We start from the raw sequence: 17,329 nt of genomic DNA, 5'->3' as shown, positions 1-17,329 counted from the left end.
TTTAGAGATGAAATATGGCAAAAGCAAATTCACGAGTTAAAAAGAAGACGAAACAGGTCGTAACCGACGCTGTTGCCCATGTTCACGCAACGTTTAACAACACCATTATTACGATTACCGATCGTCAAGGTAATGCGTTGTGCTGGGCTACCTCAGGTGGTAGCGGTTTTCGCGGGTCGCGAAAAAGCACGCCATTCGCGGCGCAGGTAGCGGCGGAACGTGCCGGCCAAATGGCAACCGATTATGGCGTTAAAAATATGGACGTCATGGTAAAAGGACCAGGGCCAGGTCGGGATTCAGCCGTTCGAGGGTTGAACAGTGTCGGCTTCAAAATCACATCCATTTCCGATGTGACGCCGATTCCTCACAACGGCTGCCGTCCGCCGAAAAAACGTCGCGTATAAATTCAGAGGTAAAAGATGGCTAGATATATTGGTCCAAAATGTAAACTGTCACGTCGCGAAGGCACTGATCTTTTCTTGAAGAGCGGTGTTCGCAGCATCGAATCAAAGTGTAAGATCGATCAGTTGCCAGGTCAGCACGGTGCTGGGCGTAAGCGCGTCACCGAGTACGGCCTTCAGCTGCGTGAAAAACAGAAAGTTCGCCGTATGTATGGCGTGATGGAAAAGAAATTCCGTTCCTACTACAAAGAAGCCGATCGTCGAAAAGGTTCGACGGGTGTAATCCTGCTTCAGTTGTTGGAGAGCCGGCTCGATAATGTTGTTTATCGTATGGGATTTGCGTCAACACGTGCCGAAGCAAGACAGTTGGTTTCGCACAAGTCAGTGCAGGTTAACGGACAGTCAGTGAACATTCCTTCGTATGAAGTCAATGCAGGCGATGTGGTCAGCATTCGTGAAAAATCACGCAACCAGAGTCGTATCGCGTCTGCATTGGAGTTGGCTTCTCAGGCCGGACACGTTAACTGGGTAGAAGTGGATTCCTCCAAGTTCGAAGGTGTTTTCAAATCAGTACCGGATCGTTCCGATCTGTCAGCAGACATCGCTGAACACCTGATTGTAGAGCTTTACTCTAAGTAAACCCCCTTTGACACGGAGAGAACTTCTAATGCAAGAGATGTTAGAGCAGCTACTAACGCCACGTTTAGTAGACATTAAGACAGTCAGTGAGTTTCATAGCCGTGTAACGCTTGAACCATTGGAGCGTGGGTTTGGTCACACTCTGGGGAACGCTTTAAGAAGAATTCTTTTGTCTTCCATGCCAGGTGCGGCCATTGTCGAAGCCCAGATTGACGGTGTTTTGCACGAGTACTCAAGCATTGAAGGGGTTCGTGAAGATGTCATGGAAATACTGCTTAACCTGAAAGAGGTCGCAGTGAAATTGAACGAATCTGATTCCGCTGAACTGACCCTTTCAAAAAAAGGGCCAGCAGTCGTGACAGCGGGTGATATTCAATTGAATCATGATACCGAGGTAATGAACCCGGATTTGGTGGTCGCGCACTTGAGCGATGATGCCGAATTGAACATGACCTTGAAAGTGCAGAAAGGGATTGGTTATCAGGCCGCTGTGCAGGATTTAGATAATGATTCATCCAGCATTGGTGTTTTGAAACTGGATGCCAGCTACAGCCCTGTCAAGACCGTGAGCTACGAAGTGCAGAGTGCACGGGTTGAGCAACGGACAGACCTGGACAAACTGATTTTGAACGTTGTTACCGACGGCACTTTAGGGCCGGAAGAAGCCATCAAACAGGCTGCAACGGTTCTGCACTATCAGCTGGTCGCATTTGTCGATTTGAAGCATAAAGAAATTGTGGTTCAGGAAGAGGAAGAAAGTGAGTTTGATCCGATCTTCCTTCAGCCTGTTGATGATCTCGAATTGACCGTGCGTTCTGCCAATTGCTTGAAAGCCGAGCAAATTTACTACATCGGTGACTTGGTTCAACGTGCCGAGTCCAGCTTGCTGAAAACACCGAACCTGGGTAAAAAATCTCTGCAGGAAATCAAAGATGTATTGGCTCAACGCGGGCTAGGTTTGGGCACCAAACTTGAAAACTGGCCGCCTTCCAGCCTGGTGAGCAGAGAGACAGCGTAATTTAAAGGATAAACCATGCGTCATCGTAAAAGTGGTCGTAAATTAAATCGAAACAGCTCACATCGTAAAGCGATGTTCCGTAACATGTCAGCGTCTCTGTTTGAACATGAGATGATTAAGACAACGGTCGCCAAGGCCAAGGAACTGCGCGGTGTAGCCGAACCTCTCATTACTCTGGCGAAAGAAGACTCGGTTCATAACCGTCGTCTCGCTTTTTCACGACTGCGTGACAAAGCCGCTGTGGGTAAACTTTTTTCTGAACTGGGACCGCGTTATGAATCCCGTCCAGGCGGATACATCCGTATTCTAAAATGCGGTTATCGCCCTGGTGACAACGCACCGATGGCCTTTGTTGAATTGGTGGACCGACCCATCCAAGACGACGAAGCTCAGGAAGAAGCCTAAATCAAAGCCAGCATCAGCTGGCTTTTTTATTCATGATATTTGATACCCACGCTCATTTAGCTTGGTGTGTAGTGCCGAAATCCACTGACACCAAAACGTTTGCTCCTTCGCTACCAGCGCAAGCCTACCTAGCAGTCAGTACCACGCTCAAAGACAGTCTTGAAACCCTCCATCTGGCACAATTTACCCAGAATATCGTCCCTGCCATTGGCGTGCATCCCTGGTTCATCGAACACGAATCTGACTCGCTCGAAGTGGTCATGAGTTATCTTGCCAACCTTCTGCAAACCCATCCATACGCCACAATTGGTGAAATCGGGTTGGATAAATCCATCGTTGACCGCCAGCCTCTATCCATGCAGATGGACTGGTTTGAGCGGCAGCTGGCCCTAGCGGTGCATTACGATCGTCCGGTTTCCCTGCATTGTTTTAAGGCATGGAATGAGATGCTTCGTCTATTCAAATCCTCCGAGTTTTCTGGGGTGCGAGGCATCATGCACGGCTTTTCCGGTGGGGCTGAGATGGCAAAGCAATTTGTGGATGAAGGGTTCTTGATTGGTGTGGGGCCGACCTATCTGAATCCCAATGCCCGACGTTATCACCAAATTGTCGAAGCCATTGGCCTGGACTCCCTGGTGATTGAATCGGACGCGCAACCTGACTCGGATGATCCAAAATGCAGTGAGCAGTTGGGTAAAGTGTCTCAATTGATCGACTGTATGGCACAACATTTGTCGATGCCTGTAAGCCGATTGAAAGCTCATTTATGGCAAAATAGCCGTCGTTTATTTATGAAGGTGTCTAAGGATGGATAGTTTGGTTTCCGGTTTGTTTGAGCGCAGCGCTTTGGTGTTTTCAGAGTTGGCGTTGGCACGGCTTCGTAGCGCCCACGTCTTAATCGCTGGGGTGGGCGGCGTTGGGGGCTTTGCGGCTGAGGCCATCGCGCGAGCAGGTGTCGGACGGATCACCCTGGTCGACCATGACCGTGTTTCTCCGTCAAATTTAAATCGACAGATTGTGGCATTAAGCAATACGTTGGGACAGCAAAAAACCGAGGTGATGGCTGAACGTATTCGTTTCATTAACCCGGCCTGTGAGGTCATGACCCAGTCTCGCTTTTTGGAAGCGGACCAAATGGACGCGTTTCTAACGGATGAGAAGTATGATTTTGTCATTGATGCCATCGACAGCTTGAACTGCAAAGTTGCTTTGATTGAGTCAGCCATTCGTTTGTCGGTGCCGATTGCTTCCAGCATGGGCGCGGGCAGACGAACCAATCCGGGCGCGATTCACTTGTCCGATTTATTTAAAACCCATTCGTGCGGTCTGGCCAGACAAATTCGCCAGCGACTTCGAAAGCGTGGGATTCGTCAGGGGGTACCGGTGGTGTTCTCCTCTGAAACGCCGCGTCCGCCAGGCCCGATGGAAACCATTGACGGGGCCAGAGGTCGTGTGGTCAACGGGACCGCCAGTTACATGCCGGGCATCTTTGGTTTGATGCTGGCAGGGTTTGTGATTGAAACGCTGGCAGAGGATCAATAAAGCAGGCGATAAAGTCCTGATTGATTGACGGTGTGGGCAGCGCGCTGAATCAGTTTTGTCTGAGCAAATTCGTGCAGAATGCCCGGGATCTTTTGTTGCAGGTCGGCCCGTTTCATGCCTGCATGCAATTGCGGGTGATAGAGCAACTTCAGAAAGACATAGTCGAGCCCGGTCAGCAGATCCAGGCGACTGGCATCATTGGCAATGCTGGGGGTGACATCATCGGCATCATTGGGCAGGCCCATCGACTGGGTAAGCTCTTCGACCACGCAAGCGGGGAGCAGCCCGCGGCTCATTGCATGATCCAGTGGAATCACAACCTGTGCCTGAGTAATCTGACCGGTTGCGCTGACCTGAATGTTGGCCATGCAGTTGCTGTCCAGGTGTAGATTGGGCGTGCTAGCAGGTGTATAACGTTGGATGGCTTGCTGGTAGGTTTCGTCCCGGGTTAGAACGATCCGAAAATTGGGGGCGACATCATTCGCCGGACGAATGCTCACGCCCGTGATGTCAGCTAAGTGCTGAAAATGCGTCGAAACCAGCTCATTGACCATTGCGTTGGGGGGCAGGTCATCATACTGTATGTGATAGCGAATAGGGCTTTCCCAGCGGCGTAAAGGCTGTCCACCTTTCTGGTATTCATTGTTCAATGCGATCTTATAAAATGACGATTCAATGTAGGCCGGGTCCTGCCAGTTCAACAGATGGCTGTTGGTTGGCTGGGCCCAGCACTGTCCAATCACCCCGAACATCACCGCCGCCGATAAGCTGGCAATTTGACCAGGCCTGGTCATTTTGAAGGGGCCAGCAATGGTTTCAGATAATGACCGGTATGAGACCCCGGGGTGTCTGCGACGGTCTCCGGTGTGCCGGTGGCAATGATGTGGCCCCCACCGGAACCACCTTCCGGGCCCAGGTCGATCAGCCAGTCAGCCGTTTTGATCACATCCAGATTGTGTTCGATTACCACGACGGTGTTGCCCTGATCCCGGAGGTGACGGATCACTTTCAGCAGCAGGTCAATGTCGTGAAAATGCAGTCCGGTGGTCGGCTCATCCAGAATGTACAAGGTGCTGCCCGTATCGCGCTTGGACAGCTCTCGTGCGAGTTTGACACGTTGTGCTTCGCCGCCGGAGAGGGTAGTGGCACTTTGACCGAGTTTGATGTAACCCAGGCCTACGTCCATCAGCGTTTGCAGTTTGCGTGCCAGCATGGGAATGGCGTCGAAAAAAGCCCGTGCATCTTCCACCGTCATTTCCAGAATGTCGTGAATGTTGTGGCCCTTGTATTCAACCTGAAGGGTTTCACGGTTGTAGCGTGCGCCCTGACAGACATCACAGGTGACAAACACATCGGGCAGAAAGTGCATTTCCACCTTGATTACCCCATCCCCCTGACAGGCTTCACAGCGGCCGCCTTTGACATTGAAGCTGAACCGTCCCGGGGTATAGCCGCGGGTGCGTGCTTCGGGCGTGGCCGCCAACAACTCCCGGATGGGGGTAAACAGGCCCGTGTAAGTGGCCGGGTTGGAACGCGGCGTGCGCCCAATGGGGCTTTGGTCAATGTTGACCGCCTTGTCAAAGTGTTCCAGTCCGTGCACTTTGCGGTAGGGCGCAGGCTGAAGCTGCGCCTTGTTCAGGGCGTTGGCCGAAATTTTGGACAGGGTCTCGTTGATCAGAGTGGATTTGCCGGACCCGGACACTCCGGTCACGCAGGTCAAAAGGCCGGCTGGCAGTTCCAGTGTCACCTCTTTGAGGTTGTTGCCGTGCGCGCCTTCAATCACCAGAAACTTGTCAGAAGGCGTCAGTCGTTTTTCGGGAATGGCAATGGCACGTTGACCGCTCAGGTATTGGCCGGTCAACGAAGCGGGCGAGGCCATGATTTCTTCCGGCGTGCCGCTGGCCATGATTTTGCCGCCGTGCAGCCCCGCTCCGGGGCCGATGTCGAGCACATAATCCGCAGCCCGGATGGCGTCTTCGTCGTGTTCTACCACAATCACCGTGTTGCCCAGATCGCGCAGACGAGTCAGTGTGTTGAGCAAACGATCGTTGTCGCGCTGATGCAGCCCGATGGACGGCTCATCCAGCACGTACATAACGCCGACCAGGCCGGCACCGATCTGGCTGGCCAGGCGGATACGCTGGGCTTCGCCACCTGACAGGGTGTCCGCACTGCGGTTGAGATTGAGGTAGTTGAGACCGACATTGACCAGAAACGACAGGCGCTCGTGGATTTCCTTGATAATTTTTTCGGCAATTTTGCCTTTGCTGCCTTCAAGCGCCAGCGTTTCAAAAAAGTCGTGCAATTCGCCCACCGGCAGTTCGGTCAAGGACGGCAGGGTTCGCTCAGCCACAAACACATTGCGGGCCGCTTCGTTAAGACGTGTGCCATGGCAGGCCTGGCAAACATGGGACACGCGATAACGTTCCAGCTCGTCGCGCACGGCTTTGCTCTCGGTTTCCAGATAGCGGCGTTCCATGTTCGGGATCACGCCTTCAAATCGACGGGTGGCACTGTAACGCCCATGGGGCAAAGGCAGTTTTTTGCGACCAGACCCCCATAGAATGAGGTCCTGCTGTTTTTTGCTCAAGTCTTCCCAGGGCGTTTCCATGTCAAATTCATAGAAATCGGCGACGGCTTTGAGTAGATCGTAATAGTACTTATGTCGCCGATCCCAGCCGCGTATGGCGCCTCCAGCCAGACTCAACTCCGGGTGAATGACCACGCGGTCCGGATCAAAGGTCTGTTTCATGCCCAGCCCATCACAGGTCGGGCAAGCGCCACGTGGGTTGTTGAACGAAAAGATGCGAGGTTCCAGCTCGGTGACGGCATAGCCACAGTGCGGGCAGGAGAAGCGATCCGAAAACAGCAGCTCAAAGTCGTCTTCGTCGGACATGGGCACCACTTGCGCCAGTCCGTCTGCCAGATGCAGGGCGGTTTCAAACGATTCGGCCAGGCGCTGCTTCAGGTCGGCCCGGATTTTAAAGCGATCGATGACCACTTCAATGTCGTGTTCCTGATTTTTGTCCAGCTCAATGCCGCCCCCCAGTTCCTGCAGTTTGCCGTCGATGCGGGCGCGGATAAAGCCTTGTGCCTGCAGCTCGTCCAGCAGGTTCTGATGCGTGCCTTTTTTGCCTCGAATGACCGGGGCGATCAACAGGCATTTGGTCCCTTCGGGCAGGGTGAGGGTATGGTCAACCATCTGGCTCACGGTCTGGGCTTCCAGATCACAGCCATGCGTCGGACAGCGTGGCGTCCCGGCGCGGGCATAGAGCAGACGCAGGTAATCGTAAATTTCCGTGACCGTTCCCACGGTGGAGCGCGGGTTGTGAGAGGTCGATTTCTGCTCGATCGAAATGGCCGGTGACAGCCCTTCAATGTGATCGATGTCGGGCTTTTCCATGACCGACAAAAACTGACGGGCATAGGCGGACAACGATTCAACGTAACGGCGCTGGCCCTCGGCATAGATGGTATCAAAGGCCAGAGAGGATTTGCCTGAGCCTGACAGACCGGTCATGACAATCAGTTTGTCACGGGGCAGGGTCACGTCAATGTCTTTGAGATTGTGCGTGCGTGCGCCGCGAACAACGATGTTTTCGAGCATGGGAAACCTGTTATGAAATCAAATCATTGATTATAACAAATCCACTCACGCAGCAAGCTCTGCTTCGATCCTGGGGTCACGAATCAGGCAACACCATGACGCCGCGAATGGTCTGGGTCAGCGTCACGGCGTCGGCTTCGATCGCTGGCTCTGCATTGCGCGAGGTTTCAGACAGGCTGCGAGCCAATATTGGTCGAGGGGGGGCATTAAGCCCCTGTATGGGGTCGATCCGGGTCTCGGCCAACTTAAATCGGTCATGGCCCAACAAACGCGCCAGCGATTGCGCTTTGTCTCGGTAGTGCTTTGTGGCTTGGGTTAACAACTGAGCGCGCATCGTCTCAAGCCGCGCGTCTGACAGCCGGTAGGATTGGTGTTGGTACTGCAAGCTCGATTCCAGTTGTTGCAACAATTGGCTTAATTGAGAAGGGGCCTGGGTTGTCAGGCGCAGGCGTTGCTGGCCGCGCCAGTGTGTCAGCTGGTGTTGGCGATCATAAACCGGGCTCACGCGGTAGCCTTCGGTTTGCATGGTGATGTCGGCAAAGCGTTTGGCCCGGTTGAGCGCCTGTTGCATGCGCCGATTGATGGCTCGGCTGACCTGGGTCGCGTCCGGGCCTTCTTCGTAAGCACGCAATGTGACCACAAAGGTGTCGGGCATCACTGTCTCGGTCACGGTGGATTCAAAGTGCACCCGGTGCGGGTCGGCGTTGACCGTTGGCCCGATGAGCAGGCCGGTCAAAATCAGGCTTAGGGTAATGAAGGGGCGGGGCCATGGCAGTTTGGTTGACATGCAGGTCGTCTCCTGGATTGAAACGCTTGCTCAAGTCAGCCCGCTGGAAGCGGCCCCAACTCAGTGCATTGTGAGTGAAGGACCTGCGAAGGCCTTTGACGCAAGACGATGGTCGACGCAAGCTCGGGATGCATCGGAATCAATGCTATAATAACGCATTTTCCAATTTCTGAAACGTCAGGATTTCGTATGAGTCAACCCGTCTCGGACGCACCAAGACAAATGTCGGCGCTGGAGAAACGCGCCACCTTGTCCATCGCCGGTATCTTTTCCACCCGGATGCTCGGGTTGTTCATGATTTTTCCGGTGTTTGCGCTGTTTGCCGAAGAAACCTTTGTCAACGCTACCGGTTTGATGACCGGGATTGCGATGGGCATTTACGGCCTGACACAGGCGGCCCTGCAAATTCCTTATGGCATGCTGTCGGATCGGTTTGGCCGCAAACCGCTGATCATTGTCGGGCTCTTGGTGTTCATGCTGGGCTCGGTCATTTGTGCGATGGCGGAAACCATCGAATGGATGATTGTGGGGCGCGCGGTGCAAGGCATGGGTGCCGTGGCGGCCGTCCTGATGGCGTCGGTCGCGGACCTGGTCTCAGAGCGTTTTCGTTTGCGTGCCATGTCGGTGGTGGGCATCACCATCGGCTTATCGTTCACGCTGTCGCTGGTGGCCGGGCCTTTGTTGAGCGAGTGGTTTGGTGTGCGGGGGATTTTCTGGATTACCGCACTGTTGGGTCTGGTGGCGATTGCCATGGTGATTTACAGCGTGCCCCCGATCAAACAATCGCCGTTTCAACGTGAAACCCAGGCCGACCCGGCGCAGTTCAAGGACGTGCTGAAAAACCCGGAACTGTTGCGTCTCGACGTGGGGGTGTTTACCCTGCATGCGATCCTAACCGCCATGTTCGTGGCGGTGCCGCTTCTGATCCGGGATCAGGCGGGGCTGGGATCTTTGCATCATTGGGAACTGTATTTGCCGGTGATGTTGCTATCGTTTGTGCTGATGGTGCCGTTTGTGATTCAGGCGGAAGCCAAAGGCCGCATGAAACCCGTGTTTGTTGGCGCCGTCTGGACATTGGTGCTGATGCAGGCGGCGTTTATTTTTCTGGCGGACGGTTTTTGGACACTGTTTGTGTTATTGTTGGTGTTTTTTACCGCCTTTAATTTGCTGGAAGCGACCCTGCCCTCCTTGGTGGTCAAGCTGTCCCCGGCCGATAAAAAAGGCACCGCCAGCGGGGTATACTCCAGCAGCCAGTTTTTGGGCGCGGCGCTTGGTGGTGGCTTGGGCGGCTTGAGTTACGATGTCTATGGCATCGATGGAGTGTTTGTGTTCACCGCCGTGGTGGGGACGCTTTGGGGGCTGGTCGCCTTGACCATGACCGATCCCAAGCCGTTGAGCATTGCCTCCATTCCGTTTGAGACGTCTTTGTCCGAAACCGAGCGAGCGCAGTTGTCCCAGACATTGCTCAGTTACGATGGCATCTACGAAGTGGTGGTGTCCCAGGACGATCAGCGGGTGTATTTTAAAATTGACCGAAAACAAATTGATGAAGTCGGATTGATCGATTATGTAGAGCGGGGGCTGAAAGCCTGAACCGCTTTTAACCAGGCCTGGTAAAAACCGGTAAATCCGGTTGATCCGATCCAACCCATTCAGGAGTCGAAGGAGTAAAGAACGTGCGTGGTGTCAACAAAGCTATTATTGTCGGAACCCTGGGGCGCGACCCCGAAGTCCGTTACAGCGCCAATGGCAACCCGATTGCCAATCTGAGCGTGGCCACCAGTGAACAGTGGAACGATCGCAATTCCGGTGAGCGCCAGGAAAAAACCGAATGGCACCGGGTGGTGATCTTTGGCAAATTGGCCGAAATCGCCGGTCAGTATCTGAACAAAGGCTCACAGGTCTATCTGGAAGGCAAGATTCAGACTCGAAAATGGCAGGATCAGAACAGCGGTCAAGACCGTTACAGCACTGAGATTGTCCTGGATCCGTTTAATGGCGTGATGCAAATGCTCGGCGGCGGTAATCGTCAGGGGCAACAGGACACATCGTTCGATCAGTCCTGGCAAGGGGGCGGTGCCCCGAATGCCGGCATGGCCGCAGGCGGCGCCGCGATGGGTGGTCAAGGACAGGGTGGGTTTCAATCCGGTCAGCAGGGTGCCCCCGCCCAGTCAGCCCCGCAACGGCCTGCGCAACCGGATTTCAATCAGCAACCGGCGCAGCCCGCGCCTGCGCAGCAGGCACCGGCCTACACCCCCAATGACTTTGATGACGATGACGTACCGTTTTAAAACATACATGATGATCGTCATGACTGAAACCCCGCCAGCGTGCGGGGTTTTTTGTTGGTGACATTACCAGTAAGCCGGGTTCTGCAAGGCGGGCACACATCGAAGCGGTTCGTTCAATGTGGGCAATGGCGTTTGGGTCAGCGACTGCCCCAGCCAGCCTTGCGGGAAGGAGAGCGGATACGGTGGTGGAAGTTGGGTCTCCAAGATCGGTCGAAACCCGGTTCGGGCATAATAAGCGGGGTCGCCATAGGTGAGAACCCAGTCCGTGTTCCGGGCTAGCAGGGCCGATAAACCGGCCTGAATCATCGCCTGGCCAATGCCCTTGCGTTGCTGCGTCGGGCAGACCGCGACCGGAGCCATGAGAAACGCCTGATCCGTCCCTGTACCGTGCAACCTGGAAAAGATCACGCAGCCCTGTATGCCTTCCCGGTTCTCGGCGACCCAAACGAGCCGGTCTGCTTCATCGGTCTGCTCGATCAGCTGGTGTGCGAGCGTGGCGATTAAATGACCTTCTTCGGCGCCCTCTGATTGGGTGAAGGTTCGTCTGAATAAATCGATGATGGCCGGTGCCTGATCCGAGTGCCCGAGATGGTGGTTCATTGGTTTTTCCATGGTGTATACATTCTTGGCGCTCAATGGGTTGATTCTATCTCAGCGGGTCGGACGCTGTGCCTCAAAAAACCCGTGGGAAACCTTAAATGTTTTCGCAAAAGGGCCGTTACGTTGTATAGAGGAGAGCTGTCATTATGGATAAAACCGAAATCACGCCCAGTCTGCGCTATTTTTTCAAAAAAATGGAAACCCGCGCCGAAGCCTTGCGCACGGAAGTGGAGGTTCAGGCCCAGCAGGGGCAGCCGGTACCGTTTGATCGGCTGGAGCAGTTTGTGCGTGCCATTATGAGCCAGAATATTTTTATCTATACGGTGGGGCTCAATGGCAAGCCGGAATCGACCATTCTGACCAAGGCGATGTTCAGCATCAACAAAGTGGTGCGGCTTTATTACAGCGTGAGTCTGGACGATCGCAGACAGGGTTTTATCCGAATTCGACCCGACAGCCGTCTGCAGTTGATTCTGGTGGAACGTCTCCACGGCTATCGTCCCAAGCCGGAAGTGCTTTATGCCAGCTACGATGAATGCCATGTGATTCGCTATTTTGTGAATTGGCTGATGCGCCGCATAGATTGGGACAAGACCAAAATCCACAATCTTGAGCTGTATAAAAAGTTTGTCGAGCAGGAGCGCAAGGAGTTGGAAGAGGCGATTGCGCGCGACGAAGAAGAGCGCAAGGAAGAAGAGTTGCAACAGACCCTGCACAAGCATTTCAAAGGCAGTAAGCACAAAATTCCCGCCAGCCGCCTGACGCGCTGAGCGAATCAGTGGCTGCGTTGCACCGCCAGGTCGGCCAGACTGTTCAGGGCCTGTTTGATGGGAGAGTCAGGCAGGTCGTTTAATGCTGTGCGGGCCAGGTCGGCCTGTTTCTCCGCCTCCAGGCGCGTATGGTCCAAAGCGCCAGAGGTCTGGATCAGTCGCGTGATTTCAGACAGCTGGTCCAGGCCGCCTTCCTCAATCGCCCGACGCACCATCGCCACTTCGTCCGGCTGGCCGTTTTCCATCAGGTAGATCAAAGGCAGTGTCGGCTTGCCTTCGGCCAGGTCATCGCCCAGGTTTTTGCCCAGCGTGTCGGCATCGGCCATGTAGTCCAGCGCATCGTCGATCAGTTGGAAAGCGGCGCCGACGTGTCGACCGTAATCAGCCAAAGCATTTTCCCATTGCGGCTGTTTGGCCAGAACCGCGCCCAGGCGGGTGGCGGCTTCAAACAGCTTGGCGGTTTTACGATGAATGACGTCCATGTAGGCGTTGATGGACACATCGGGGTTATGACAGTTAAGCAACTGCAACACTTCGCCTTCGGCAATCACGTTGGTGGCTTCGGATAAAATCTCCATGACCCGCATGTCACCGGGTTCAACCATCATTTCAAACGAGCGAGAGTAGAGAAAGTCGCCCACCAGCACGCTGGCGGCATTGCCCCAGACTTCGTTGGCGGTGTCGCGGCCGCGGCGCACGCTGGACTCGTCCACCACGTCGTCGTGCAGCAGAGTGGAGGTATGGATGAATTCGATCACCGCCGCCAGGGTGTGATGCTGGCGACCTTCATAGCCGCAGGCACGGGCGGCCAGCAGCAACAGCAGAGGGCGCAAGCGCTTGCCGCCGCTGTGGATAATGTAATGCCCGATCTGATTGATCAGGACCACGTCTGACGCCAGTCGTTCCAGAATCAAGGCATCGGTCGCCTTGAGGTCATCGTGCATCAGTGTTCGAATGTCGTCCAGCGTCATACAATCCGCTTCATGCCGTAAAATGGCGTTAAGTTTAGTATGATTTGGTCCAGAAACAAAGACGCAAGCGCAAAAAAGCCGTCATCCACTGGCTGTTTTCACCAGACCTGGTCAAAAACACCCTGTCACACTCCCTTCTTTGACGCTCTGGCTGGGAAAATGATGCTTTTTCAAGCGGTTGCCTGACAAAAAGCCAGCAATGTGGTTGACCTGTCAGAATCACAGCGCTATAATCCCGCTTTTGCTAGTCCCTTAGCAGAGAGAAACTTAAATTATATAACTGAAAAGACCGGGAGTTTCCAAATGTACGCAGTTATCAAAACCGGTGGCAAGCAATATCGTGTGCAAGAAGGCGATGTTTTACGTGTTGAATCATTGAATGCAAACGAAGGCGAAACCGTTGAATTTGACCAGGTGATGATGGTCGGTGAAGGGAAAGACGTGAAAGTCGGTACCCCTGTTGTGGAAGGCGCCAAAGTCGCTGCCACAGTAAAAAGCAACGGTCGTGGCGACAAAGTGACGATCATCAAATTCCGTCGTCGTAAAAACAAGTCGCGCCTCAAGCAAGGCCACCGTCAGAACTACACGGAAGTTGAGATTTCCAAAATCACGGCCTGATCCATCGGTCGTGATCGAGTCGATACCGACTCGGTTGATTTGAAACACCGCCAGCTTCGAGCTGGTTTGACAGACAGACATCTGCACTGCTTCTTCAAAAGGGGGCAGTCTGGATAAACAGGAGAGTAACACCATGGCTCATAAAAAAGCTGCAGGTAGTACAAAAAACGGTCGCGATTCCAATGCCAAACGCTTGGGCGTGAAGCGCTTCGGTGGTCAACAGGTTTCCGCAGGCAGCATTCTGGTGCGCCAGCGCGGCACTAAATTCCACGCCGGTGACAACGTTGGACGCGGTAAAGACGACACACTGTTTGCCAAAGCCGACGGCGAAGTGGCATTTGTCACACGTGGCAAACCCGTTCGCACCTATGTGAGCATCAAATCAGCCTGATTGGATGCGTTGAACACAGTGTGAAACGCGTGAAAGCCCCGTTCATCGGGGCTTTTTTGGTTTTAAGGCAGCAACATCGGCGCGCACAGGCGCCAGAGGTCCAAAATGCAATTTGTTGACGAAGCTCAGATTCGGGTACAGGCCGGTCGCGGGGGCAATGGCGTGGCCAGTTTCCGCCGGGAAAAATACATTCCGTTTGGCGGTCCCAATGGCGGCGATGGCGGCGATGGCGGCAGTGTGTACCTCAAGGCCGACCGCAACCTGAATACGCTGGTGGATTTTCGCTACACCAAGGATTTCAAAGCGCAGAATGGTCAGGCCGGGATGGGGCAGCAGAAAACCGGACGCGCAGGGGAAGATCTGATTATTCCGGTGCCCGTCGGCACCATGGTCCGTGATCTGGATACCCAGGAGCTGATCGGCGACCTGGTGGACGAAGGTCAGACCATGCTGGTCGCGCGCGGAGGCAAGCACGGACTGGGCAATGTGCATTTTAAAAGCAGTACCAATCGCACGCCGCGCCAGTGTACGCTCGGCGAAGCCGGTGACGCGCGCCAATTGCAGCTGGAACTGGCGGTGCTTGCGGATGTGGGGCTGCTGGGCATGCCCAATGCCGGTAAATCCAGCCTGATCTCAGCCGTGTCGGCGGCCCGTCCCAAAGTAGCGGATTACCCTTTTACCACGCTTTATCCCAATCTGGGTGTGGTACGAATCTCCGCTGAAACCAGTTTTGTCATGGCCGACATTCCCGGACTGATTGAAGGCGCGTCCGAGGGCGCCGGTTTGGGGGTGCAGTTTTTGAAGCATCTTTCTCGCACCGGATTGCTGTTGCAGGTGGTGGACATGGCGCCCATCGATGGTTCCGATCCGCTGGAATCCGTGCGCACCATCGAAAACGAACTGCAGCAATACAGCGACGCCCTGGCCGGTAAGCCGCGCTGGCTGGTGTTTAACAAGTCCGACCTGGTGCCCGAGGATGAGGTCGAAGCGAAGGTGGCCGAATGGGTGGCGGCATTGGACTGGCAAGGGCCGGTGTATTGCATTTCGGCGGCCAATCGTGCCGGGACGCAAACGCTGATGGAAGCGATCGCCCGCACACTGGCCGAGCGTCGACGCGAGTTTGAGGAAGAAACCGATGCAGCGCAGTGAATTAAGTCAAACCCGGCGCTGGGTGGTGAAAATCGGCAGTGCCTTGCTGACCGACGATGGCAAAGGGCTGAACCGCGAAGCCATGAGCGGCTGGGTGGATCAGATGGCGGCCCTGCGAGCAGCCGGTGTGGAGCTGGTGATTGTCTCGTCCGGTTCCGTGGCCGAAGGCGTTCAGCGACTGGGCTGGCAGCGACGTCCCCATGAAATCAATAAACTGCAGGCCGCCGCTGCAGTGGGACAGATGGGCTTGATTCAGGCATATGAGTCCGGCTTTGCCCGCCACGGCATACACACCGCGCAGATATTAATGACGCATGATGATCTCTCCAACCGTCAGCGCTATTTGAATGCGTCCGATACCTTGCAGACCCTCCTGCAGGAAGGCGTGGTCCCGGTGATCAATGAAAACGACACAGTGGTGACCGATGAGATTCGCTTTGGGGATAATGATACGCTGGCGGCCTTGACCGCGAACCTGATCGGGGCGGATCTGCTGGTGATTCTGACCGACCAGACCGGCCTTTATGACAGCAATCCGCGGGTCAATCCCAAAGCGCGACAACTGTATGACGTCCCAGTCAGTCAGCCGGATCTGGCTGAGATGGCCAGTCCCGAGGGGGGCGCACTCGGACGCGGCGGCATGTACACCAAGGTGATGGCCGCCAAACGCGCGGCGCGTTCCGGCACGGCCACCGTCATTGCCAGCGGGCGCGAACCCGAGGTACTGCCACGCCTGCAGCGCGGGGAGGATCGATTGGGGACCTTGTTTATTCCCGATCTGGCACCGATGACGGCGCGCAAGCGCTGGTTGGCCGGACACCTTCAGGCCAAAGGGCAACTGGTCTTGGACGATGGGGCGGTCAAGGCCTTGCAGCAGGCCGGTCGCAGCTTATTGCCTGTTGGGGTCTCAGCGTATGAGGGGCGGTTCGAACGCGGTGAGTTGGTGGTGTGCGTGGATCAGGAAAACCGTGAAATCGCGCGTGGACTGATTAATTACTCGCATTATGAAGTGGCCAAAATCATCGGCCATCCCTCCAGCCAGATCCTGAATCGTTTGGGCTACAGCGAAGGCGAATTTCTGATCCATTGCGACAACCTGGTGTTGGCCGACTGAAACCGGTTTTTGACCAGGCCTGGTCAAAAACGGTTTAAAAGTGCGCCCGAGGGTTGTAGGGCAGTGTCTCCGCCATGTTTTCATAAAAAGTTTTGGCGTCGTCACTGTCGGCCGGCGGGGTGTGAATCTGCACGATCACATATTGGTGACCAGCGGCACTGCTCTGACCCAGTCCACGGCCTTTCAGGCGCAGCTTAGCGCCGGACTGAGTACCCGCCGGGATGTTGAGGTTCACACTGCCATGCAGGGTCGGCACCGATACTTTGGTGCCCAGCGCGGCCTCCCATGGGGTCAGCGGCAGATTCAGATGCACGTCTTTTTCATCGACCTTGTACAAAGGGTGACTTTGCAGGTCGATTTCCAGATATAAGTCACCGTTTGGGCCGCCGCCAAATCCGGGCGCGCCTTTGCCTTTGAGGCGAATGCGTGAGCCCTGTTTGACTCCGGCCGGGATCTTGACTTTGAGTTGCTTGCGTTCCTGCGTGACCTGGCCTTGCAATCCGGCGGTCGGCACCTGTAGCGTCAGCGATTTTTCCACGCCTTGGGCCGCTTCTTCCAACGAGATCAGGACCTTAACCGATTGGTCTTCGCCTTTCTGCTGAAAACCGCCGGAAAATCCCTGTTGGCCACGACCGCCGCCAAAGCCCCCGCCGAACAGCGACTCGAAAAAGTCACTGAAATCAGCGCCGCCCTGGCCGCCGAATCCGCCTTGACCCCCAAAGCCACCGCCGAACATTTCTTCAAAACCGGGCGGCGGGGTGAAGTTTTGGCCATTTTGGTAATTGGGGCCCAGTTGGTCAAACATGCGCCGTTTTTCCGCATCGCCCAGCACTTCGTAGGCTTCGCTGATTTCCTTGAATTTGGTTTCGTCCCCACTGGGTTTGTCCGGATGGTATTTACCGGCCAGTTTGCGGTAGGCCTTTTTGATCTCGGCCTCGGACGCATTCCGGTCAACGCCTAAAATGTCGTAGTAATCCTTGTATTCCATATCGTTCTCTGCCTCATGAAAAGGGCGTTATGTCTGCC

Annotated in this window: 19 protein-coding genes; 13 read left to right on the top strand and 6 right to left on the bottom strand. The window is 54.9% G+C overall.

Going from position 1 to position 17,329, the window contains the following annotated elements; all coding sequences use genetic code 11:
* Positions 1-14 precede the first annotated feature (14 nt).
* Genes rpsK through AVO41_RS09570 form a run of 6 tightly spaced genes read left to right on the top strand, consistent with a single transcriptional unit; the run spans position 15 to position 4,005 of the window.
* Positions 15-404, top strand: a complete 390-nt coding sequence (gene rpsK, locus AVO41_RS09595; protein ID WP_068586292.1) for a 30S ribosomal protein S11 — start codon at positions 15-17, stop codon at positions 402-404.
* Positions 405-419: 15 nt separating this feature from the next.
* On the top strand, positions 420-1,040 hold the full coding sequence (gene rpsD, locus AVO41_RS09590) for a 30S ribosomal protein S4 (protein ID WP_068586288.1): 621 nt from the start codon (positions 420-422) through the stop codon (positions 1,038-1,040).
* A 28-nt stretch (positions 1,041-1,068) separates the two neighbouring features.
* Positions 1,069-2,058: a DNA-directed RNA polymerase subunit alpha gene (gene rpoA, locus AVO41_RS09585; protein ID WP_068586286.1), complete on the top strand. Its 990-nt coding sequence runs from the start codon at positions 1,069-1,071 to the stop codon at positions 2,056-2,058.
* Between the two features lie 15 nt (positions 2,059-2,073).
* Positions 2,074-2,463 carry a 50S ribosomal protein L17 gene (gene rplQ, locus AVO41_RS09580; protein WP_068586284.1) on the top strand — a complete coding sequence of 130 codons (390 nt, stop codon included), beginning with the start codon at positions 2,074-2,076 and terminating at the stop codon, positions 2,461-2,463.
* Positions 2,464-2,495: 32 nt separating this feature from the next.
* Entirely contained in the window at positions 2,496-3,278 is a 783-nt protein-coding gene (locus AVO41_RS09575) for a TatD family hydrolase (protein WP_082676730.1), read from the top strand.
* Positions 3,271-4,005: a ThiF family adenylyltransferase gene (locus AVO41_RS09570; protein WP_068586277.1), complete on the top strand. Its 735-nt coding sequence runs from the start codon at positions 3,271-3,273 to the stop codon at positions 4,003-4,005. The genes AVO41_RS09575 and AVO41_RS09570 overlap by 8 nt, the downstream gene beginning before the upstream one ends.
* Here the strand turns inward: AVO41_RS09570 and AVO41_RS09565 are convergent.
* From AVO41_RS09565 to AVO41_RS09555, 3 genes are all read right to left on the bottom strand, one after another.
* A complete protein-coding gene (locus AVO41_RS09565) occupies positions 3,999-4,799 on the bottom strand; it encodes a DUF2927 domain-containing protein (RefSeq protein WP_068586274.1) in 801 nt (266 codons plus the stop codon). The genes AVO41_RS09570 and AVO41_RS09565 overlap by 7 nt on opposite strands.
* On the bottom strand, positions 4,796-7,612 hold the full coding sequence (gene uvrA / locus AVO41_RS09560) for an excinuclease ABC subunit UvrA (protein ID WP_068586270.1): 2,817 nt from the start codon (positions 7,610-7,612) through the stop codon (positions 4,796-4,798). Before uvrA ends, AVO41_RS09565 begins: the two co-directional genes overlap by 4 nt.
* 76 nt (positions 7,613-7,688) lie before the next feature.
* Positions 7,689-8,399: an SIMPL domain-containing protein gene (locus AVO41_RS09555; RefSeq protein WP_068586267.1), complete on the bottom strand. Its 711-nt coding sequence runs from the start codon at positions 8,397-8,399 to the stop codon at positions 7,689-7,691.
* A 189-nt stretch (positions 8,400-8,588) separates the two neighbouring features.
* Between AVO41_RS09555 and AVO41_RS09550 the strand changes: the two genes are divergently transcribed.
* Both AVO41_RS09550 and ssb read left to right on the top strand, forming a co-directional pair.
* The gene (locus AVO41_RS09550; RefSeq protein WP_068586264.1) at positions 8,589-9,992 is read left to right on the top strand and encodes an MFS transporter; all 1,404 of its coding nucleotides are present in this window, start codon (positions 8,589-8,591) and stop codon (positions 9,990-9,992) included.
* A gap of 83 nt (positions 9,993-10,075) precedes the next feature.
* Complete coding sequence (gene ssb / locus AVO41_RS09545; RefSeq protein ID WP_068586261.1) at positions 10,076-10,690, top strand: single-stranded DNA-binding protein; 615 nt, start codon at positions 10,076-10,078, stop codon at positions 10,688-10,690.
* Positions 10,691-10,753: 63 nt separating this feature from the next.
* Here ssb and AVO41_RS09540 read toward each other — a convergent pair whose 3' ends face one another.
* On the bottom strand, positions 10,754-11,290 hold the full coding sequence (locus tag AVO41_RS09540; protein WP_160326796.1) for a GNAT family N-acetyltransferase: 537 nt from the start codon (positions 11,288-11,290) through the stop codon (positions 10,754-10,756).
* 146 nt (positions 11,291-11,436) lie between these two features.
* Between AVO41_RS09540 and AVO41_RS09535 the strand changes: the two genes are divergently transcribed.
* Positions 11,437-12,060 (top strand): hypothetical protein, encoded by a 624-nt coding sequence (locus AVO41_RS09535; protein ID WP_068586257.1) that lies wholly within the window; start codon positions 11,437-11,439, stop codon positions 12,058-12,060.
* 5 nt (positions 12,061-12,065) lie between these two features.
* Here AVO41_RS09535 and ispB read toward each other — a convergent pair whose 3' ends face one another.
* Complete coding sequence (gene ispB, locus AVO41_RS09530; RefSeq protein WP_068586253.1) at positions 12,066-13,031, bottom strand: octaprenyl diphosphate synthase; 966 nt, start codon at positions 13,029-13,031, stop codon at positions 12,066-12,068.
* Positions 13,032-13,334: 303 nt separating this feature from the next.
* Between ispB and rplU the strand changes: the two genes are divergently transcribed.
* From rplU to proB, 4 genes are all read left to right on the top strand, one after another.
* On the top strand, positions 13,335-13,649 hold the full coding sequence (gene rplU, locus AVO41_RS09525; protein WP_068586249.1) for a 50S ribosomal protein L21: 315 nt from the start codon (positions 13,335-13,337) through the stop codon (positions 13,647-13,649).
* Positions 13,650-13,782: 133 nt separating this feature from the next.
* Entirely contained in the window at positions 13,783-14,040 is a 258-nt protein-coding gene (gene rpmA / locus AVO41_RS09520) for a 50S ribosomal protein L27 (protein WP_068586246.1), read from the top strand.
* Between the two features lie 105 nt (positions 14,041-14,145).
* On the top strand, positions 14,146-15,189 hold the full coding sequence (gene cgtA / locus AVO41_RS09515) for an Obg family GTPase CgtA (RefSeq protein WP_068586243.1): 1,044 nt from the start codon (positions 14,146-14,148) through the stop codon (positions 15,187-15,189).
* On the top strand, positions 15,176-16,303 hold the full coding sequence (proB, locus tag AVO41_RS09510; RefSeq protein ID WP_068586240.1) for a glutamate 5-kinase: 1,128 nt from the start codon (positions 15,176-15,178) through the stop codon (positions 16,301-16,303). Before cgtA ends, proB begins: the two co-directional genes overlap by 14 nt.
* Before the next feature lie 34 nt (positions 16,304-16,337).
* On the opposite strand, the gene AVO41_RS09505 is transcribed toward proB, so the two are convergent.
* The gene (locus AVO41_RS09505; RefSeq protein WP_068586237.1) at positions 16,338-17,291 is read right to left on the bottom strand and encodes a DnaJ C-terminal domain-containing protein; all 954 of its coding nucleotides are present in this window, start codon (positions 17,289-17,291) and stop codon (positions 16,338-16,340) included.
* Positions 17,292-17,329 lie beyond the last annotated feature (38 nt).

Source organism: Thiomicrospira sp. WB1, from assembly GCF_001507535.1.
Lineage (GTDB): Bacteria > Pseudomonadota > Gammaproteobacteria > Thiomicrospirales > Thiomicrospiraceae > Hydrogenovibrio.
This window is presented reverse-complemented; position numbering and strand designations above follow the sequence as displayed.